This is a genomic window from Flavobacterium gilvum, assembly GCF_001761465.1.
In the GTDB taxonomy this organism is placed as follows: domain Bacteria; phylum Bacteroidota; class Bacteroidia; order Flavobacteriales; family Flavobacteriaceae; genus Flavobacterium; species Flavobacterium gilvum.
The window spans coordinates 1,798,554-1,819,363 of record NZ_CP017479.1; the positions used below are offsets into that span (position 1 = coordinate 1,798,554).

Annotated in this window: 18 protein-coding genes and 2 tRNA genes; 11 read left to right on the forward strand and 9 right to left on the reverse strand. The window is 34.1% G+C overall.

Annotated features, from left to right (window positions below):
* Positions 1-98: 98 nt before the first annotated feature.
* From EM308_RS07470 to EM308_RS18385, 5 genes are all read left to right on the forward strand, one after another.
* Positions 99-1,361 (forward strand): TlpA disulfide reductase family protein, encoded by a 1,263-nt coding sequence (locus EM308_RS07470; protein ID WP_070261808.1) that lies wholly within the window; start codon positions 99-101, stop codon positions 1,359-1,361.
* A gap of 645 nt (positions 1,362-2,006) precedes the next feature.
* The gene (locus tag EM308_RS07475; protein ID WP_083273914.1) at positions 2,007-2,651 is read left to right on the forward strand and encodes a hypothetical protein; all 645 of its coding nucleotides are present in this window, start codon (positions 2,007-2,009) and stop codon (positions 2,649-2,651) included.
* Positions 2,652-2,934: 283 nt separating this feature from the next.
* Complete coding sequence (locus EM308_RS07480; protein ID WP_035640629.1) at positions 2,935-3,612, forward strand: recombinase family protein; 678 nt, start codon at positions 2,935-2,937, stop codon at positions 3,610-3,612.
* 359 nt (positions 3,613-3,971) lie between these two features.
* Positions 3,972-4,136 carry a hypothetical protein gene (locus EM308_RS18035; protein WP_157503393.1) on the forward strand — a complete coding sequence of 55 codons (165 nt, stop codon included), beginning with the start codon at positions 3,972-3,974 and terminating at the stop codon, positions 4,134-4,136.
* A 7-nt stretch (positions 4,137-4,143) separates the two neighbouring features.
* Complete coding sequence (locus EM308_RS18385; protein WP_083273915.1) at positions 4,144-5,799, forward strand: recombinase family protein; 1,656 nt, start codon at positions 4,144-4,146, stop codon at positions 5,797-5,799.
* Here EM308_RS18385 and EM308_RS07485 read toward each other — a convergent pair.
* Both EM308_RS07485 and EM308_RS07490 read right to left on the reverse strand, forming a co-directional pair.
* Positions 5,759-5,831, reverse strand: a tRNA-Met gene (locus EM308_RS07485). The two genes, EM308_RS18385 and EM308_RS07485, sit on opposite strands and share 41 nt — an antisense overlap.
* 25 nt (positions 5,832-5,856) lie before the next feature.
* Positions 5,857-5,929 (reverse strand) — tRNA-Met (locus EM308_RS07490).
* 117 nt (positions 5,930-6,046) lie between these two features.
* Between EM308_RS07490 and era the strand changes: the two genes are divergently transcribed.
* Entirely contained in the window at positions 6,047-6,928 is an 882-nt protein-coding gene (era, locus tag EM308_RS07495) for a GTPase Era (RefSeq protein WP_035638599.1), read from the forward strand.
* Between the two features lie 171 nt (positions 6,929-7,099).
* Here the strand turns inward: era and EM308_RS07500 are convergent, their stop codons facing one another.
* The gene (locus tag EM308_RS07500) at positions 7,100-7,603 is read right to left on the reverse strand and encodes a hypothetical protein (RefSeq protein ID WP_051877840.1); all 504 of its coding nucleotides are present in this window, start codon (positions 7,601-7,603) and stop codon (positions 7,100-7,102) included.
* A gap of 141 nt (positions 7,604-7,744) precedes the next feature.
* On the opposite strand from EM308_RS07500, the gene der reads away from it, so the two are divergent.
* The 5 genes from der (at position 7,745) to EM308_RS07525 (ending at position 15,900) form a co-directional block, all read left to right on the forward strand.
* Positions 7,745-9,055 (forward strand): ribosome biogenesis GTPase Der, encoded by a 1,311-nt coding sequence (gene der / locus EM308_RS07505; protein ID WP_070261810.1) that lies wholly within the window; start codon positions 7,745-7,747, stop codon positions 9,053-9,055.
* Between the two features lie 153 nt (positions 9,056-9,208).
* Positions 9,209-10,333: a site-specific integrase gene (locus EM308_RS07510; RefSeq protein ID WP_070261811.1), complete on the forward strand. Its 1,125-nt coding sequence runs from the start codon at positions 9,209-9,211 to the stop codon at positions 10,331-10,333.
* A gap of 112 nt (positions 10,334-10,445) precedes the next feature.
* Positions 10,446-11,993, forward strand: coding sequence for an IS21 family transposase (gene istA / locus EM308_RS07515; protein WP_035634844.1), 1,548 nt, complete (start codon positions 10,446-10,448; stop codon positions 11,991-11,993).
* 16 nt (positions 11,994-12,009) lie between these two features.
* Positions 12,010-12,747 carry an IS21-like element helper ATPase IstB gene (gene istB / locus EM308_RS07520; protein ID WP_035634847.1) on the forward strand — a complete coding sequence of 246 codons (738 nt, stop codon included), beginning with the start codon at positions 12,010-12,012 and terminating at the stop codon, positions 12,745-12,747.
* Positions 12,748-13,107: 360 nt separating this feature from the next.
* Positions 13,108-15,900, forward strand: a complete 2,793-nt coding sequence (locus EM308_RS07525; RefSeq protein ID WP_035634475.1) for an outer membrane beta-barrel protein — start codon at positions 13,108-13,110, stop codon at positions 15,898-15,900.
* Positions 15,901-16,141: 241 nt separating this feature from the next.
* Here EM308_RS07525 and EM308_RS07530 read toward each other — a convergent pair whose 3' ends face one another.
* The 6 genes from EM308_RS07530 to pstA form a co-directional block, all read right to left on the reverse strand.
* A complete protein-coding gene (locus EM308_RS07530) occupies positions 16,142-16,357 on the reverse strand; it encodes a hypothetical protein (RefSeq protein WP_035634478.1) in 216 nt (71 codons plus the stop codon).
* Between the two features lie 180 nt (positions 16,358-16,537).
* Entirely contained in the window at positions 16,538-17,716 is a 1,179-nt protein-coding gene (locus EM308_RS07535; protein ID WP_035634482.1) for a chromate transporter, read from the reverse strand.
* Between the two features lie 20 nt (positions 17,717-17,736).
* Entirely contained in the window at positions 17,737-18,282 is a 546-nt protein-coding gene (locus tag EM308_RS07540; protein ID WP_231559978.1) for a hypothetical protein, read from the reverse strand.
* Between the two features lie 100 nt (positions 18,283-18,382).
* Positions 18,383-19,138 (reverse strand): DUF2490 domain-containing protein, encoded by a 756-nt coding sequence (locus tag EM308_RS07545; RefSeq protein ID WP_035634485.1) that lies wholly within the window; start codon positions 19,136-19,138, stop codon positions 18,383-18,385.
* A gap of 68 nt (positions 19,139-19,206) precedes the next feature.
* Positions 19,207-19,968, reverse strand: coding sequence for a phosphate ABC transporter ATP-binding protein PstB (gene pstB, locus EM308_RS07550; protein WP_035634488.1), 762 nt, complete (start codon positions 19,966-19,968; stop codon positions 19,207-19,209).
* Positions 19,965-20,804, reverse strand: a complete 840-nt coding sequence (gene pstA, locus EM308_RS07555; RefSeq protein ID WP_035634491.1) for a phosphate ABC transporter permease PstA — start codon at positions 20,802-20,804, stop codon at positions 19,965-19,967. The genes pstB and pstA overlap by 4 nt, the downstream gene beginning before the upstream one ends.
* Between the last annotated feature and the right edge of the window lie 6 nt (positions 20,805-20,810).

Sequence of the window (20,810 nt, forward strand, 5' to 3'; positions counted from 1 at the left end):
ACTTTTAGGATAATGTACAGATTAATTTTAAGATTTCGTTTCGATTTCATTTAAATCTTTTATATTTAGCAAATAAAAAATATTAAAAAAAAACATATATGAAAAACAATTTTTGCACCTTTTTTTTATTGATAGCGATTTTGGTGTCCAATTACTCATTTTCAAAGGAAATCCAATGTAAATTACGAGGTAATGTAATTGGAGAAAATTCTAAATACTTGGTGTTAGTTAGTCAAGGAAAAGACGCTAGAAATAATGGGGTGAAAATTCCAATTGTTGATGGTCATTTTGAACATGAATTGAAAACACCTTTTGTTGAACAATATACTTTGGTTTTTGGAGACGAATTGGAGAGAGGTGCATTTAGACCTATAAATTTCTTTGCGGAAAATGGTGTAGTTGAATTTTTATTACATTCGTCTCAGGAATTTGATAAAAATACAATAAAAGGAGGAATGTTGACCAATCAAAAGATTGCGTTTGAAAAAGAGAAAAAGAATATTTTTGAATCTAAAGCAAAAGAGTTTAGCATGGAAATTGGCTCTTTGTTTAAGTCTAATAATTATTATAGCGAAGATGTAAAAGCTATTCAGAAAAAATTTAAAGGTCTTGCAAACGGGGAGGAACTTAATAAACTCTATAAAATGCAAGATGAATTATTGGAAACAGAAAAAGGATATAATCCAAAAGCTTGGGTTTTAAAAAACAAGTTGGACTCGATTCAAAAAACCGCATTTGACTGGCAAAATAAGTACATCAAAAAAAATCAAGATATTTTCTCATATTCACTTTTATTTGAAACTTTTCAAAATTATAAGCAATACAAAAAGATTGTTGATTTAGAGGCGGTGTCTAGCCTGTTTTTAATATATTCAAAGAAATATCCTTCACATCCTTACACCAAACAAATAGAAGAAATTTTAAATGGTATAAAGACAGTAAAAGTTGGTGGTCAATTTATAGATTTTTCAGCACCGACAATAGAAGGGAAATCTGTTAGGGTTTCAGAAGTAATAGCAGGTAAAGTTGCTATAATAGATTTGTGGGGGTCTTGGTGTGCACCATGTAGGGTGACAAGTAAAAGTTATATTCCAGTTTATGAAAAGTATAAAGATAAAGGGTTTGTCATTGTTGGGGTTGCTGGAGAATTTAAAAACACTGATGCCTATAAAATTGCAATAGCAAAAGACAAATATCCTTGGCTAAACCTTATTGAGTTGGATAATAAAAATGGGATTTGGAACAAATATAATATTTCTAATTCAGGGGGAAGTACATTTTTAATTGATTCTAAGGGTAAGATTTTGGCGATTCACCCAGATGCGGAGCAGTTGGAAAAAATTCTTAAAGAATTATTATAAACTACTATGAAATTATTAAAATACTGTTATTCCTAACTCATTGGGAAATTATTATCACATAGAAATTAAGAACAACCTTCGGGTTGTTTTTTGTTTTATAGTGTCTTAAATCGAAGAAAAATGGCTTTAAACCAGATGCTTATTCTGCTTTCTATCCCCTTCCTTATGTAGCAGGACTACCTCTACCCACGAATCATAAAAGCGAACTTGAATTTGAGTAAACTCTCTTATGATTGATTTGAAAAAAAAATAAGTGGTTATTTTAAAAGTCCATATAAAAATAAAAATTTTTGGTAGTTTTTTAGATGCCAAAAGCCAATAAACAGAGGTAATAAACCTTGTTTAGTGTGTTTTTTTTCGTTATGAATCCACACGTAAACATTCACACCACCACCACCAGAAAACCGCTGAAATTGCCCTAAAATAAGGCATTTGTTTTATATGTGATTTTCTGGAGTTAATGCGGATAACTCACAAAACAGTGTCCCACTTTGGAACAGTACTTTTTGTATCCAAAAAAAAATATTTTATCGAAAATGCTTCAATACGCTACACTTTTGAAAAAATGTTAGTATTTATTAAACAGATGCACCTTGTATGATATTGGTGTATCTAATAAATAACAAAATACTAACAATTAAAAAAATGGAATATGAGAATTTAAAAGCATTTACAAGAAGTACAAAATCTTCAAAAAGTACTGTTTACAGATTTTATAAAAAAAACAGTCAACTATTCAATGAAACAAAAATTAAAGGTGGAAAGCGTTTATTTCCAGCCGACCATGTTAAATATTTTGATTCGGAAACCATGTTTGAGGAAAACAAAAATCTAAGAAAAGAAATCCAATCAATGAGAAATTTAATTGATTGTTTAGAAGATAAAAACAGCCTGCAATATACATTGTGGATGATGGAATGGTCATTCTTTTTCACCATACCGTACAAACTTGAGCGCAACAAAAAAAGCTGTTTTAAGCAGATGCACGGTGTCTATGATTATTTACTCAAAAAGTACGGTGATAATACGGAACTAAGAATGTTTTTTTCCACAGAACCGTTTACCGATAGAAAAGGGTATCACAACCATTTTGTGATTTATATTGAAGATAAAAAATTACATGAGCAAGTTGTAACCGATATTCAAGAATATTTTAACTATGACCGTGTTGAGGTAAGTGTTTACGATAAATACAAAGCTGGATTGTTCTATATGAGCAAAGAAGGGCTAAACGGAGAAGACTGGGATTTTATCAATAATAGTAAGAACACCACCAGCGATGAAAGTTAGATTTAAACTTTCCCAGTTTCAAAAAATACTGAAATCGGAGCCGTTAAAAGTACCCGTAATTTTTGATGCAGATGATTTTACCGATAAAGAATTTTTACAATTATTACGGCTGTTACAAACCAATTAAACGAAGCTAATCACTTCGTTTTTTTTTGGATTAAAATATTTATAAAATCCTCAAGCCCAGGAAAATCCAGGTTTTTCTTGTATAATCCAAAATAGACCTGGACATTTGGAGTGTAATAAATCACAAACGACCATTTAAGGTTTTAATCAGTAGAAAATGAAAAAATTTATATCGTATTACAGGGTCAGCCGAAAAGAACAAGGGCATAGTGGCTTAGGGTTATCAGCTCAAAAAGCTTCTGTAGAAAAATATGTTTCTAGCCAAGACGGAATTATTTTAAATGAATTTACTGAAATTGAAACAGGAACCAATAAACGGGAACGTGTAGAAATCCATAAGGCTATCGAAATGGCTAAGAATCAAAATGCGGTTTTGGTGATTGCTAAATTAGACCGTTTGGCTAGAAACGTGAATTTTGTCAGCTCTTTGATGGATGCAGGAATAGAGTTTTTGGCGGTAGACATGCCATCAGCTAATAATTTCACCATCCATATTTTTTCGGCTCTAGCTGAACAAGAAGCCAAATTAATCAGTTCCAGAACTAAGGTGGCACTTGCGGAACTAAAGAAAAAAGGGGTGGAATTGGGGAACCCTAAAAATTTAACCAGCGAAGCCAGAGCCAAAGGAGTTAATAAAATCAAAGAAAACGCCCTAAATAATGATAGAAATCGTCAGGCTCAGTCAATAATCCTAAATTGTAAAGAAAAAAATATGAGTTACAGACAAATAGCGGATTACCTGAATGGGTTGAACTTTAAAACCAGATATGGAAACCAGTTCTTACCATCAACCGTTCACCAGTTGTACAGTAAAACATTCCAAATGGTAGTCTGATAAGTTTTTTATAACAAAAAGTTTTTAAAATGTTATGAAATCACAAAAAGATTGGGTATCTTTGAGAAAATGGCAGAAAAGGCTAGAAACAATTGAACTTAATTGCTCCTTTTAGGTTATAAACTCCGAAATCCGCAGGGGGATGATTTTTGGTCATATAGGCGTATCACTTCAAATAATGGCAGTCACTTTGAAAAAAGTGATTGTTATTCGGATGGAAGCTGTTTAAGTAAAACGGCAGAAATCCAAAAAATCAAAATAAAATAGTATAAAAAATTGGGGAAACCCTAAGGGGAATTTCTATGCTTAAAAAATAATCTCCCACCAAAAAAAATGAGAAAAGGTGTCTGAGGATAATAATGGGTTTTGAATGTGAAAGCAGTAATGAAGAAAATGAAAAAATAAGATTGACGATTGATGAGTTAAGAAAATTTGAAGGATTTGAAACAATAACAGATTCGGATGCAGAAACAATAATTGAAAGTTTATTTCAATTAGCAATAATAGGATATAATATAAAATAATATAATTATGGGATTAGATAGTTTTAAAAAATTTCAAAAAGAAAAAATAGTTGAAAAAGTTGAGGTAAAAGAGATTTGGGGTTATACACGAGTTAGCTCTAAAATGCAGTTGGTGAATAATAGTTTAGAAGAGCAAAGAATTGAAATCGTTGAATTTGCGAATAAGAATGGGTATTCTTTGAAAAACATGCTAGGGGGAACTTATGAAAGTGCTTCTGGAGATTTTACAAGGAAAGAATTTACGAAAATGATAGTAGAGGTAAAAAATGCGAAGAGAAAACCATTTGCAATCGCAATAAAATTTATTAGCCGTTTTTCTCGAACAGGTGGTAATGCTATTTCAATAGTAAATGAGTTAGTTGAAAAAACTGGTGTCCATTTGATAGAAACCTCAACAGGGCTTTGTACTGATGATGAAAAAAGTAAGTTGGAGATTTACAATAAGCTAATTGATTCACGGAGAGAAAATATTGATAGGTTGGAGAAAACACTGCCTGGGATGAAATCATTACTAAGAGCTGGTAATTGGTTAGGTAAAGCACCAAGAGGTTATACAATGCGAGGGAAAAAAGTCACGGATTATACTTTAATTCAAGAAACACAATCGATAACAATTAATGATGAAGGAAAGATTTTAAAAAAAGCTTGGGATTTGAAGGTACGTGGAGAACGAGACTATTTAATTCAAAAGAAACTAGAAAAATTAGGATTAAAAATCACTAAACAAGCTCTAAGTGAAATGTGGAAAAAGCCATTCTATTGTGGAATATTAGTAAATTCTTTAATCGAAGAACCTGTAAGAGGAAACTGGAAAGGATTGGTTAGTGAAGAAGATTTTTTGAAAGTAAATAAGACGCTTTTAAGCGGTAAAAAAGTTGCGGACAGCAAAGAATATTCGAAATCAAAAATTTGTGATTCTAGGCCTTTAATTAGTTTCCTAAGATGTGAATGTGGGTGTTTACTTACTGGTTATGTTGTTGAGAAAAAGGGATTACATTATTACAAGTGCCAGAAATGTAAAAATGCCAGTTTTAATGCACACACTACCAAAAAATCCAAATTGGTGGGATTGAATAATTCCTTCGAGAATTTGCTGTCAAAATACACACTTAACACTCCATTTATCGAACCATTTAAAATGCAGTTGAATAAGCTGTTTGGTACTATGAATACTGAGGCGAAGGATGAAATGAAGAGTTTAGTTTCACAGAAAAAAGATTTAGAAATTAAAATTAAAAATTTGGATGACCGTTATTTTAACAATCCAAATTTCGGTGATGAAAAATATAATAAATATGTTTTGCAATTTGAAGCCGATTTAAAGGAAATAGAAGGGCTAATAGAGTTGAATGAAAAAAAATTATCTAACCACAAAATTCATGTAGAAAAAGTAGTTGAAAAAATCAAAAATATCAGTGATTGCTGGGCTGGAGGTGATGTGGAGAATAAAATGAGGATACAAAAACTAGTGTTTCCAGAAGGTTTATCCATTAGAGCTGAAAATAGGGAATATCTAACCAATAAAGTGAACGGTATTTTTGATTTAATCCCAGTAGTTACAAGGGGTTACGAAGGTAGTAAAAATGAAAAAACCCATCAATTATATGATGGGTCGTCCTCAGTAGCGGGAACTGGACTCGAACCAGTGACCTTCGGGTTATGAGCCCGACGAGCTGCCTACTGCTCTATCCCGCGATGTACGGTAAAATTCAATATTTAGTAGCGGGAACAGGACTCGAACCTGTGACCTTCGGGTTATGAGCCCGACGAGCTGCCTACTGCTCTATCCCGCGATGTTTCGGGTGCAAATATACGACGAAAATCGACACTTTCGACAAAAAATTTAAAAAATGTTTTATTTTATCTATTGGCTTGATATGACTACCTTTGCGGCATAAATTATAGAAAGAATGGCACATAAAGCAGGTTTTGTAAATATCATAGGGAATCCAAACGTTGGGAAATCAACGCTTATGAATGCCTTTGTTGGTGAAAGATTGTCGATTATTACCTCGAAAGCACAAACAACTCGTCATAGAATTCTCGGAATTGTAAATGGAGAAGATTTTCAAATGGTATTGTCGGACACTCCGGGAATCATCAAGCCGGCTTATGAAATGCAGGAATCGATGATGGATTTTGTAAAATCAGCTTTTGAGGATGCCGATGTTTTGATTTATATGGTCGAAATTGGGGAGCAGGAACTTAAAGACGAAGCTTTTTTTAATAAAATAATCCATTCCAAAATTCCGGTTTTGTTGTTGCTGAACAAAATTGATAATTCGAACCAAGAACAACTCGAGGAGCAAGTGGCTTTTTGGACTGCGAAAGTTCCCAATGCTGAAATTTATCCAATATCGGCGTTGAAAAATTTTAATGTGCCAGAAGTATTTCAGAGAATTATTTCATTATTGCCAGATTCTCCGCCCTATTATCCAAAAGATCAATTGACAGATAAACCAGAACGTTTCTTTGTGAATGAAATTATTCGTGAAAAAATCTTGCTGAATTACAGTAAAGAGATTCCGTATGCAGTAGAAATTGTAACCGAAGAATTTTTTGAAGACGAAAAAATTATCCGAATTCGTTCAGTAATTATGGTAGAGCGTGATACCCAAAAAGGAATTATCATTGGTCACAAAGGTGCAGCTCTGAAAAAAGTAGGAATGGATTCTCGTGCGGACTTGGAGAAATTCTTTGGGAAACAAATCCATATTGAATTGTATGTAAAAGTGAATAAAAACTGGAGAAGTAACGCTAATATGCTAAAGCGTTTTGGATATAATCAGTAGGTTTCAGTTATGAATTATGGTTCGTGAGTAAACTCTAAAAAAACATAAAGTCAGTATTGGAATTTGTTCTAATACTGATTTTTTTTAACCGCAAAGGGCACAAAGAATTACGCGAAGTTCGCAAAGCTTTGCGGTCATAGCGGTTTCTTTGTGTCCTTTGCTGTTAAATTTTTACAACGGAGAATCAATAATATCCAAAAACACTTTTTCGATATCGTTCATTTGTTTTTCGCCGTTGCTGCGGATTTGCTTTGCGATAACGTAGAGCAGGAACCAAGCGAAAACCATGAGGGACATTACAACAAAATCGCCTGCGGTGGAAGCTTTTAATACATAATCGGAGTAGGCGATGCCGCAAAAAATGATGAATGTTCCCGCTATCATAAAATGCAAAAACATGAAAAATGTCCATAAATTGGGATCAGGGCCAAATAACCCTCGGATGTGGGTTTGGTTCTCACCTTTGGATTGCATTTCGATGTGAAGATGCGGTGACCAATAGGCTTTTTTCAGTCCTCGGATGTTTATCCAAATATGATATTCTTTAATCTTCAGAATGAAATCTGGAGAATTGGTTGTAGTGAAATGAATGAATTTTTGACGCAGTAAATCGATGTCCTGATTGACTTCTTTGTAGAATCGCAAACGCAAACGGATTTCATTATCGGTATCCATAAAATTAAAAATGAAGGGGTTAAGAGTAGGTAATATGGCGAATATACCAAAAAAATTGATAATCATGCTTTTATACACTACCTTTGCAACCCGAAACTGAGAAGCAGTGTTTGGAAGAAGTAAATATTTTGAATTTAGATTATGAGTAATATTGTTGCGATAGTAGGAAGACCTAATGTAGGGAAATCAACCCTTTTTAATAGGCTGATACAAAGAAGAGAAGCTATTGTAGATTCAGTATCTGGGGTTACCCGCGATAGAAACTATGGTAAAAGCGAGTGGAACGGAAAAGAGTTTTCTGTTATTGATACGGGAGGATATATTCGCGGATCGGATGATGTTTTTGAGGGTGAGATCCGTAAACAAGTAGAATTGGCTATAGACGAAGCCGATGTTATTATTTTTGTGGTTGATGTTGAAGAGGGGATTACCCCAATGGATGAAACGGTTGCCAAATTATTGCGCAAAGTGACCAAACCGGTTTTACTTGCTGTAAATAAGGTAGACAACGCCATGCGTGAGAAAGATGCCGTGGAATTTTATAATTTGGGATTGGGCGAATATTTTACTTTTGCCAGTATATCAGGAAGTGGAACAGGAGATTTGTTGGATGCTTTGATTGACTCTTTTCCAGAGAAACCGGAACCAGTAAAAGAAGAAGTGGTTTTGCCTCGATTTGCTGTTGTAGGTCGTCCAAATGCTGGTAAATCAAGCGTTATAAACGCTCTTATCGGGAAAGATAGATTTATGGTTACCGATATTGCGGGAACTACACGTGATGCTATTGATACTAAATTTGACCGTTTTGGTTTTGAATTCAACTTGGTGGATACAGCGGGAATCCGTCGTAAGGCCAAAGTGAAAGAAGATTTAGAATTCTATTCGGTGATGCGTTCGGTGCGTGCGATTGAGCATGCTGATATTTGTATATTGGTGATTGATGCGACACGCGGTTTTGAAAGTCAGGATCAGAATATTTTTTGGTTGGCAGTAAAAAACCGAAAAGGTGTAGTTATTTTGGTAAACAAATGGGATTTGGTTGAAAAAGATACGATGTCTACTCGTGATTATACCGAAAAAATTAAGAAAGAGTTGTTGCCATTTACAGATGTGCCAATTCTTTTTGTTTCGGCTTTGACCAAACAACGTTTATTAAAAGCTTTGGAAGCATCTGTTCAGGTTTTTGAAAGCAGACAGCAACGCATTCCTACTTCAAAATTCAACGAATTTATGTTGAAAATAATTGAGTCTTACCCGCCACCGGCGACAAAAGGAAAGTATGTAAAGATTAAATATTGTATGCAATTGCCTACGCCAACTCCGCAGTTTGTGTTTTTTGCCAATTTGCCACAATATGTAAAAGAGCCTTACAAACGTTATCTTGAAAATAAAATTAGGGAAAACTGGGATTTCGCAGGTGTACCGATAGATATTTATATTAGAGAAAAATAGCATATCAAAATAAATAAATACCAAATACGTATTAACCCCTTGTAAATAATGGTTTCAAGGGGTTTTTTGTGTTCCTTATTTTTGTATGTTTATGTTTAATATGCCTTTGTTTTTTGTATATTTGTACCTCAATTGTACCTCAAATTTTGTCTTATGGCTGTCAAAGTAACACTTAGAAAAAAATCAATCTCAAATAAAAGGCAAACCCTTTTTTTGGATTTTTATCCTCCTATACTAAATGAGAATGGGGAAACAACTCGTAGGGAATTTTTAAAAATGTACATCTTTGATGATGCAAGAAACCCCTTGGATAAGGTTCATAATAAAAATACTTTGGCACTTGCTGAACAAATTAGACAGAAAAGGGAAAACAGTCTTAATAAACCTGAGATCTATACTGAATTAGAGAGTGCACAACTTAAAAAGACTAAAAAACAGGATGGTAATTTTATAGCCTATTTTAAAAAGCTAGCTAATAAAAAGAATGATTCAAATAGGTTTATTTGGTTAGGTAGTTGTGAGTTTCTTGTTATGTTAAAAGGCGAGGGATTAAGGTTTGCTGATATTACAGTAGAATTAGTAGATGAGTTTAGAGAATTCCTAGAGACAACAAAAAGCAAAAAAAGTGATAAGGCTAAATTATCAGCCAATTCAATAAAAACATATCATGATAAATTTCGCTCTGCTTTACGACAGGCATTTATAGATGGTTATCTCTCAGAGCATTTGGCTGAGAAAACCAAAGCTGTAAAACAAGCTGATACCCAAAGAAACTACTTGTCGCTCGTTGAACTAAATACGCTTGTTAAAACAGCCTGTAAAAGTCCAGAAATTAAAATACAAGCGTTGTTTTCTGCTCTTACAGGATTAAGGCGTTCAGACATTCAAAAACTAGTTTGGGGGGAAATTGAACACGTTGATAGTGGTTATCAAATTAGATTTAACCAAAAGAAAACAGGAGGCTCAGAAACCTTGCCTATCTCTGAGCAAGCCTATAATTTATTGGGAGAGAGAAAACAATCTACAGAAAAGGTTTTTACGCTGATTAAGGAAACAAACCAAAGGGAAAATAGATATTTAAAACAATGGGTTTTGGATGCTGAGATTACAAAGAAGATCACTTTTCACTGCTTCCGCCACACATTTGCCACCTTACAATTAAATAGCGGTACAGATATTTACACTGTATCTAAGATGTTAGGGCATAAGGTGGAAAAAACGGTCAAATTGACCACCTCTTTCCAGTATAAATTGACCACCAGTTCCAGAGCAAACTGACCACCCCATTCCAGTTCAAATTGACCACCTAATTTTGGGGTAAATTAATTATTAAAAACTACAGACTTTTTCATGTCGTTAGAACCATACATTCGCAAAAAAAAAGCGGATTATGGCAAACAAAATAACAGACATGAGTAAAATTAGAAAAGTAATTAAATTCTATTGTGATGGAAAAAGTAAGTTATTTATAAGTAGCTACTTATCCCTTTCTAGGAATACGGTAAAGAAGTATATTTCTTTATTTGAAGTTCTCGGATTAAACTTTGAATTTATTGATAAAAAAACAGATGCTGAACTAGAACTTTTGTTTTCACAGACTACTGTGGAATCAATTAGTCCCAAATTACAAACACTCCATAATTATTTTCCTAAAATGGAGCGTGAGCTAAAAAAAGTTGGCGTTACCATACAACATATGTGGGAACAATATGCTGCCATAAACCCTGATGGTTACAGGAGTTCTCAATTTGCTCATTATTACAAAGTATGGAGTAAACAAGTCAATCCAGTGATGCATATGAATCATAAATCCGGTGATAAAATGTATGTTGATTATGCTGGAAAAACACTATCCATTATTGATAGCGACACTGGAGAAATCAAAGAAGTACAATTCTTTGTGGCTATATTAGGGGCTAGTCAATACACCTATGCTGAAGCTTCTATGAGCCAGCAAAAGGAAGATTTTGTTACTTCTGTAGAAAATGCCATGCGCTTTTTTGAAGGCACTCCTGCAGCAATTGTTCCAGATAATTTAAAATCTGCAGTAATAAAAAGCAGTCGTTTTGAGCCAACAATTAATGAAACTTTAGCCGACTTAGCGGAACATTACGAAACTACAATCTTGCCAACTAGAGCTTATAAACCTAGAGATAAGTCATTAGTTGAAGGGGCTGTAAAGATATTATACAGAAGAATTTATGTAACACTAAAAGAAACCAAATTCTTTTCTCTAGAAGAATTAAACCAACAGATATGGGATTTATTAGACATTCATAATAATCGAAAACTAACAGGTCGTCCTTACTCACGAAAAGAATTGTTTGTAGAAGATGAGAAACAAAAACTGCGTCCACTACCACAAGAACGCTTTGAAATCAAATATCAATCCTTTGCAACGGTAATGCAAAATGGTCATGTCCAATTAAGTCAAGACAAAAATTATTACAGCGTTCCGTATCAATATGTAAAGAAAAAAACGAAACTCTTGTACACAAGATCAACCGTAGAGATCTATTATAAATACAATCGAATAGCGGTTCATCAGCGAAATTACAAACCTTATGTCTATACCACAACTCCAGAACATTTAGCCAGTTCACATCAGTTTGTAGCTCAGTGGAGTGCTGCTCGATTCATTGATTGGGCAGGTAGTATTGATGAGTCAGTAGGAGAATATATTATGCAGATAATCGAAAGCAGAAACCATCCTGAACAGGCTTATAAAAGTTGTTTAGGAATACTAAACTTTGAAAAAAAGGTTGGTAAGCAGCGATTAATAAATGCCTGTAAACGAGCGCTTGACTTTAGAATTTACAATTTTAAGACCATCCAAAATATTTTAGAAAACAACTTAGATCGTATTGATTTAGAACAGGAACCTGAGCATGAACTTCCGAACCACGGAAACATAAGAGGCAAACAGTATTATAATTAAATTAAATCTTAAAAACATGAATGAATCCACAGTAACAAAAATGAGACAAATGAAACTTTACGGAATGTTTAATGCTTTTAAAACAGCGATTGAAAGCGGAAGAACAGACCACTACACACTCGATCAATTTGTATCGATGATTATTGATGCTGAATGGGACGAAAGGCACAATCGTCGTATAGAACGCAGTATAAAGAATGCTAAATTCCATTACAAATCAAATATTGAAAATGTCAATTTTGATGTATCCCGCAATCTTGACCGGAATACAGTTCTTCGTCTGGCAGAATGCGAATTTGTTGAAAAAAATGAAAACATCTTAATCACAGGAAGTACAGGTGTAGGCAAAAGTTATTTAGGTACCGCATTGGGTTACCAAGCCTGTATTCATGGCTATAAAGTAAGCTATTTTAATACTTCGAAGCTGTTTGCTAAATTAAAAATGGCCAAAGCAGATGGTTCTTACCTAAGAGAACTTGCCAAAATTGAAAGGCAAGACGTTATCATACTTGACGATTTTGGACTCCAGGCATTAGATAGTCAAAACCGAATTACACTTTTGGAGATTATTGAAGACAGGCATAATAACGGTTCTATAATTGTTACATCGCAAATTCCTGTACAAGGTTGGTATGATATAATTGGCGAAAAAACTATAGCTGACGCAATTTTGGATAGACTTATACATCAAGCCCACAGACTCGAATTGCATGGGGAATCTATGAGAAAGAAAAGAGGAATAAACAAGGAATAATATTTTAAGTATATTTGAGTACTAATTAGCGCATGAAAAAAAGTAGTTTTTTATGAAAACGGGGTGGTCACTTTGCTCCGGAATTAGGTGGTCATTTTGAATTGGAATCAGGTGGTCACTTTAAATTGGAATTGGGTGGTCAATATCACTGGAATTTACAGGTAATTAGCTTTTTTAATTTATATCAGAGAAAAATAAAAATGAATCCCGAAGAAATTCGGGATTTTTTTTTACGCTGTAATGTGCTGATGCTAAATCGATTTAATTAGTAAATTAATTTTAAATGTTAAAATTATTAATAGTCATTAAACTATTCTTTTGTTTGAATGTCTTATAGATTCATCCTAACAAAGTTTTTCAATGACTAGATTTTTTTCTTTTTTATTTCTACTGCAGTTTTTAACTGTTGTTAATGCCCAAAATATCATTACTGTAAAAGGAGGAGTGTATGATAATGAGACAAAAGCGCCATTGCCTGGTGCTACGGTTTATTTTTCGAATGTAAAAGACTCTACGGTTATAGAGTACACGACTACAGACAAAAATGGACTTTTTAAATTCAACATCAAAAAATACGACAAGCCTGTAAATTTTAAAGTCAATTTTATGGGTTACAAAGACTTTGTTGCCAAACAAAACGGAATTTTGGCCAGCAAGGATTTTGGTAAATTGTATTTGGCACAAAATCCTAATGAATTAAAAGCCGTAGTCATAAAAAGTGAAGCTCCACCTATTCGTGTAAAAAAAGATACTGTTGAGTATAATGCTTCTTCCTATAAAGTGCGTCCGGATGCCAACGTGGAAACTTTACTGAAACAATTGCCAGGTGTCGAAGTTGATAATGATGGAAATGTTACGGTGAATGGAAGAAATGTTACTCAGTTTTTGGTTAACGGAAAAACATTTTTTGATAAGAATGGAGCGATAATCTTAAAAAATCTACCAGCTGAAGTAGTCAGTAAAGTTCAGGTTTCTGATTTTAAAACCAAGAAACAGGAATTGTCCAAGGAATCATCAACTTCTGATGATTCAAGTATTAATTTTACTATTGATGAAAAGAAAAACAAAGGATATTTTGGTAAATTCCTAGGCGGATACGGATCAGATGATCGTTATGAATCCAGTTTTTTGTTGAATTATTTTAATAATAAACAAAAAATAAGTTTGTTGGCTTCTTCGAATAATATCAATTCAACCGGTTTTACCATGGATGATGTATTTGATAATATGGGAGGCGGAAGAAATAACAGAGGTGGTAGAGGCGGCAGCGGTGTAACTAATGGGAAAGGGATAACAACTTCTAATTTGGTTGGGTTGAATTATAATGATGAATGGGCCAAGAATTTTCAGGCGATGGGAAGTTATAATTTTTCTAATACGGTTACCAAAAATGAAACTAAAGCGAACTATGCTGAGTTAAAAGCTGATGGTAACAATTACACAGAATCTGACGCTAAATCGAGAAATGAAAATACAGGAAACAAAGCCAATTTTGAATTTGAATACAAAATTGATCCAACTACTCGTCTTGTTTTTACTCCAAACATATCGCAAAACCGTTCCAACAGCGATTCAGAATCTTCGAGTAATACTGTAGATGACAATAAGGTAGCATTAAATGAGAGTAAATCGAAATCGTATAAAGAGAATACATCTACTAGTTTTGGAAATACGATAAACTTTAATAAAGCATTCAAAAAAAGAATGCGTAACATGAGTTTTGTTTTCTCTAATAGTAATTCTAATAGTGATTCGGATGGAATCAATATGTCCGAAACGGTTTTTCATCAGGGCAATCGTCCTAATGATTTGAGAAATCAAAACGGAAAAACAACAAGCAGTTCTGATTCTTATTCAGCTGAATTTGAATATACTGAGCCAATAACTGATTCGTTGAGAATTCGTTTGGGGTCTGATTTTGGTTGGTCAAGCAACGTAAATGATGTTAAAACATACGATTATGATGCAACAAATGGTACTTATTCAGTATTAAACAATGCGTTTACTAATTATACTACTTCGATGCAAAATTCGGTTGCTCCAAAAGCAGGTCTTACATTCGAAAAGGATAAATTTACTTTTAATTTGAATTCGAGTACATCGATTGTTAATTTTGATAACCACTCATTATATCTAAATAATAATACTGATTTGGATCAAAAGTATATTTTGCCTTATGGTAGCGCCCAAATCAGGTATTCATTGGACAGAACAAAAGGAGTTACATTCAGATATGAATATTCCAACAGTCTTCCTTCGTCTGGACAGTTATTGCCGGTGGCAAATTTGACAAATCCTTTGAATACTGTAATTGGAAATCCTGACTTGAACCCAACAGAGAAAAACAGTTTCAACGTTTTTTATAGAAATTTTGATATGCGAACCCGTTCTGGTTATGGTTTGTTTGCAAGAGCAGATTTTTTTGATAATGATATTATTAGTTTCTCAAATTTTGATTCCAGTGGTAAAAAGAATACGACTTACAAAAATATCTCGGGAACTTATTCTACTTCTATAGGTGGAAACTGGGGACAAACTATCAAAAGAGAAGCAAATGTTTTTAGATATGGTTTAGGGTTGAATGGAACTTATTCATTGGATAAAGGATATACCAATGGTATTTTGTACGATGCAAAATCATTAGGGATTTCTCCAAGGGTTTATTTTAGTTATGAGTACGGTGAATTGCTTACCATTTCACCTTCTTATAGTCTGTCTTACAACGAGTCAAGATATGAGAACTCGTCATTGAAAGCCAGTTCTGCTGTAGTACATAGAATTAATTTGCAAACGACTAGCTATTGGCCAACAAATTGGATTTGGGGTAATGATTTTGGATATACTTATAACTCAAATTTGTCTGGTGATTTTAATAAAGATTTCTATTTATGGAACACTAGTTTGTCGTATGCCTTTTTGAAGAAATCAATGGCCTTAAAGGTAAAAGTTTACGATATTCTGAATCAAAATCAAAGTGCTACCAGAACAATATCTGCAACCTCTATTCGTGATGAAGAGAATACCGTTTTGAAAAGATATGTAATGTTTTCGCTATCTTACAAATTGGGTAGTTTTGGAGGAAGAAGTAGTAATGACCGCCCAAGAGGAGAAGGAAGAATGATGGGAGGCGATGGTCAAAACAGACCTTATTAGGAGATAAAAAAATAAATTTTGGATTTTGTTTTTGAGTACCAAACACACAATTTTGTGTTTGGTACTTTTTTTTTATAAAAGTGATGAGGCATTTACCATATAAGGTATATAAGGTCATGTAAGGAAATACAAAGTTGTTTTTTTCTTGTCTACCTTTAAATAAAAAGTATGTTCGAATAAAATAATACAACAAGTTTTTCTTAAGTGAACTTATATGCCTTATATGGTTTAAAAAAAAATATTATCTGGAATGGTCGCCATACCAATCCTTAAATTTTTTATTTGTTTTGTATCCCTCATCATGCAAAACGGTATAAACTAAATACAAATAAAGACACACACCTACAAGGTACAGACCCATAACAACCGGAAAAAGCATTTTTGTTTGGCACAATGCCGCAAAAATAACTACATAAATGGTGGTCAACCATGTCAGTTTAATTGCAAAATTTTTCATGGCCTTAACTTTTCTATTAAAGTTACGACCAGTTCTTACAAAATTTAGTTAATTCAGGATTAATCAATTCTTAAAAAATGAGTAAAAAATTGACTGAATTTAGGACTACTTTTTTTACGTAAGATTATTAATTTTACAAGGTCATTACATTTGAAATCAAAAATCAGTAATCATTTAAAATCACAGCAGTTTAATCAAAACTCCCAAAACGGCAGCAATACCAATGATATGAGGTTCCTGTATTTTTTTTACATAAATCAGAGTTAGAACAGTTCCTACCGCTATCAATGCTGTTGGAATATCCACAATCGATCGGGAAGCAATTACAATCACAGCACCCACCAAAGCACCAATTACGGCAGCTGTTATTCCGTCAACAAAAGCTTTGATACTTTTATTTTGAGAAATCTTTTTGAAATACGGGGCAGGAATGACCGTAAACAAATAGCAGGGAAAAAATGTAGCCAAAGCAGCAATAGAAGCCCCTTTGAATCCCGCAACCAAATAACCGATGAAACCTACAGTAATTACAACAGGACCTGGCGTAATCATAGCAACCGCCACGGCATCGACAAATTGATTTTCGGTTAGCCATCCGTGTTCGTTGACCACGCCAGCATGCAAAAAAGGAACAATGGCTAGTCCGCTTCCAAAAACAAAAGCTCCAGCCTTGATGAAAAACCAGGCAAGATCTCCTAATTTTCCAAGATCGATTCCTGATAATCCAACTGTTGAAAGCAAAAAGAAAGAGGCAACTTTAGGCCTTTTAATCCATTGAGGTGGAGCTTTTACAACCATATAAATAAAACCTAAAGCAACAAATAAAAGCAGTTCTTCATTTTGGGTTACAGCCGTAATGATAATAGCTGAAACATAAAATAACCAAAGCAACCAATTGTTTTTTATGGCAGGGATTTCAAATTTACTAATGGATTTAACTGTTAGCTTATAAGAACTCAAAACAATAATGCCAATTACAGCTGCACTAATTCCGTAAAAAATAGCCTGCATCCAAGGTAAACCACCAAAGGCTTGGTAAGTAATTCCCAATAAAACCACCATTATAAAAGAGGGAAGTACAAATGCCAATCCAGAAAGTGTGGCTCCTAAAACTCCATAATGAACAAAGCCGATATAAATTCCCAATTGAGCTGCCAAAGGACCGGGAGCCAATTGTGACAGTGCCAATCCTTCTTTGAAATCGGAATCATTAATCCATTTTTTGCCCTCGACCAAGTCGCGGTGCATATAGCCAACCAATGCAACAGGCCCGCCAAAACCTGTGGTGCCCAGTTTGAGAAAGTATTTTATTAAATCGAGTAATGTATAATTCGGTTGGTTTTTTATGATTTCAGACATAGGTTTAGTATTAAATAGTATTAAAACGATATTCCAAATTGAAAACCTGGCGTTACAGAAGCAGGTTTGTCATTTCCAAATCGCACCGGGACGGGTATCGATACGTAATAATTGTAGTCTTTATGAATGCCTATTGCTTTACTCAAGACAGGTGTAAAACCATATCGGCCTGAAGTTTCAAAAGCAGCTCTGCCCGCAAAAGTGAATTCGTGTTTTAATCGAAAAAGTATTCCGGGATGAATCACTACATTATTGACTTTGCTGATTCCGTCATCGCTTTTAATAGTTGGAACTATTTCAAATGAAAAACCTATACTTTTGTTTTTCCAAACGTTGATGGCAATAGGCATTCCTACTATATAATAATCTCTAAAATTGACTGTTGTCTCTTCTGATGAAAAGGAGGCTATTGGATGGACAATCCCAACAGAACCTTTAATCTTTGGAAAAGTTTCAGTTTCGTTTTGGGCATGTAAATTGCAAGAAAAATGCGCAAAAATTACAAAGAACACAATTGTGGCAATATTCCAGTTTGTTTTTTTGTTTGCGGGGGAATTTTTTTTCACGTTCTTTAAAGTTAAATTTATAAAAAAGTTTTCTGTTTTTTTAATAAAAAGGAAAAACAGAATAAATCAACTTTAACTTCGGAATGAAATTCCTAATTACTTAATTGGTTTGTGATTTCTGTTTTTCTTTTAATTTTATTTTGTGGAAAAGAGTAAATCGGATAACATCCCTTTCAAAATAATCAACTCCGCTCGGGCGTTGTTGGAAACTATTCAAATAACCCAGTTCCAATGCAATATTTTTGTTTATGCCGTATTGTAAAGCGGCGTAAATTCGGTTTTGGTCAAAAGTGTTATGAACAATACTTTCTCCGGCATTAATCATCAATTCATCATAAACAACAGCTTTCAAATATTGGTTTTCTTTTTTCCAACAAGAATATTCTCCTTGAAGACGGTATCTGAATCTCCATGTAAAAGTTGTCCCGGGCAATAAACCTTCCTTGTCAGAATTATGAATAAAACGTTCTTCTACCTGAAGCCGTTGATTCATTGTGAAATTACCGTACTCATGTTTCCAAGTAATGTCCTGCTGTCCTCTGTATTCCGGTGTTCTAAAATCATTCGTAATTTCTGGAACTTGGGTGGCCACAGAGAAATAGGCAACTCCAGCACCAAAATCAACATCTTTGTTGATTTTGTATCTCCCAACCATTCTAACAAGAAATAAATTCTCTTCGAAAGGATTTATAAAAACCCGATTGTCAAATTCAGAATTAATCGACCATTTTTTGTTTAATACCAATTGATTGTTATAGCGTGTCCAAAGCAAACTTTGATGATCAATGTTTTTTTCGGTTTGAGCTTTGGACACAAAACATACTAGGAAAAGACAAAATGTTCTTATGATTTTCATGGGGGTTTTTCAATTTTTGGCAAATGTACATAAACTCTATAATTGAAATAGAATTTATTTTTTTGCTGCTAAACCAAAAAACCTTTCACGTAATCTTTGGTCAATTTTTCTTTTGGATTCAAAAGCACTTCTTCGGTAGGGCCAAATTCTATGATTTCTCCCATATAAACAAAACCAATATAGTCAGACACTCTTCGAGCTTGACGTAAAATGTGAGTAACCAAAACAATCGTGTATTTGTCTTTTAACTCCATAAATAATTCCTCGATGGCTTGGGTCGAAATTGGGTCAAGCGCCGATGTAGGTTCGTCTCCCAAGATGATTTCCGGTTCAATCGCCAAACCTCTTGCCAAACACAATCGTTGTTGTTGACCAATGGAAAGTCGGGTAGCAGGCGATTTCAATCGGTCTTTGACTTCGTCCCAAAGATTCACACCACGAAGGTATTTCTCTACGATTTCGTCCAGTTCTTTTTTGTTATTATTTCCGTGAATACGTTGACCGTATGCAATATTATCATAAATATTCATTGGTAACGGGAAAGGCCTTTGCGAAAGCAAACCCATTTTTTTTCTGATGTGGGTAACTTCTGCTTTTGGGTCGTAGATATTTTCGCCGTCTACCAAGACTTTGCCATCCACACGCACGTCGTTTTGACGGTCGAGCAATCGGTTCATGGTTTTTAGCAATGTCGTTTTTCCACAGCCGGAAGGACCAATTAATGAAGTTACTTTTTTGTCCGGAATATCAAGATTAATGTTTTTAAGGATATGGTTTTCACCAATGTGGACATTTAAATTTTGGATGCTTATGTGAGGTTGAATGATCATATTTTATTTTTTGAAAGGTTTTTGCTGGCGATTTTGGCCACAATATTGATGATTAAAACGATAATGGTAAGAATTACAGCTGCTGCATACGCTCTGTTTTGAACTTCCTGAATAGGACTGCTCAACTGAAAAAATATGGACAACGGTAATGTAGCCGCCGGTTGGTCTAATGAAGTAGGGATGCTGTCTGTAAATCCTGCCGTAAAAAGCACACAGGCTGCATCTCCAATGGCTCTTCCGAAAGAAAGTAGAATGGCGGTCACGATTCCCGGAATAGATTGTCGCAATATGATTTTAGCCGATTCATAGCGTGTTCCTCCCAAAGAAAAAACAGCATTACTCATGTCTTCCGGCACAACTCGAACTACTTCATCTATGGCGCGAACCAGTATTGGGATTATCATTAAGGTTACGGTAATTATTCCAGCCAATAATGAAGTTTTTAATCCCATATATACCATGATAGCAAATCCAAAAGCACCATATACAATGGATGGAATTCCAAATAAGATGTCATAACTCAATCTGGTAATCGAAGCCAAAGTTGCATTTCTTTTGGCATAAACATTTATATAAATCACTATCGGAAGGCTGATTAAAAGTCCTAACAAAGTAGAACCTATCGTAATGTAAATCGAACCCACAATAGCGTTTAGAATACCGCCTCCTTTGCCTATGTAGAAACCGCCTTCGGGGATTTTGGAAACCATGTCCCAACTCAATGAACCAATACCTCTTGCAAAAAGGGTGTACACAATCATAAACAAGGTACTGCTGATGATAATCGTGCTCAGTATCATCAAAATTTTGAATATATTTTCTTCTATTTTTCTCATTTTGAT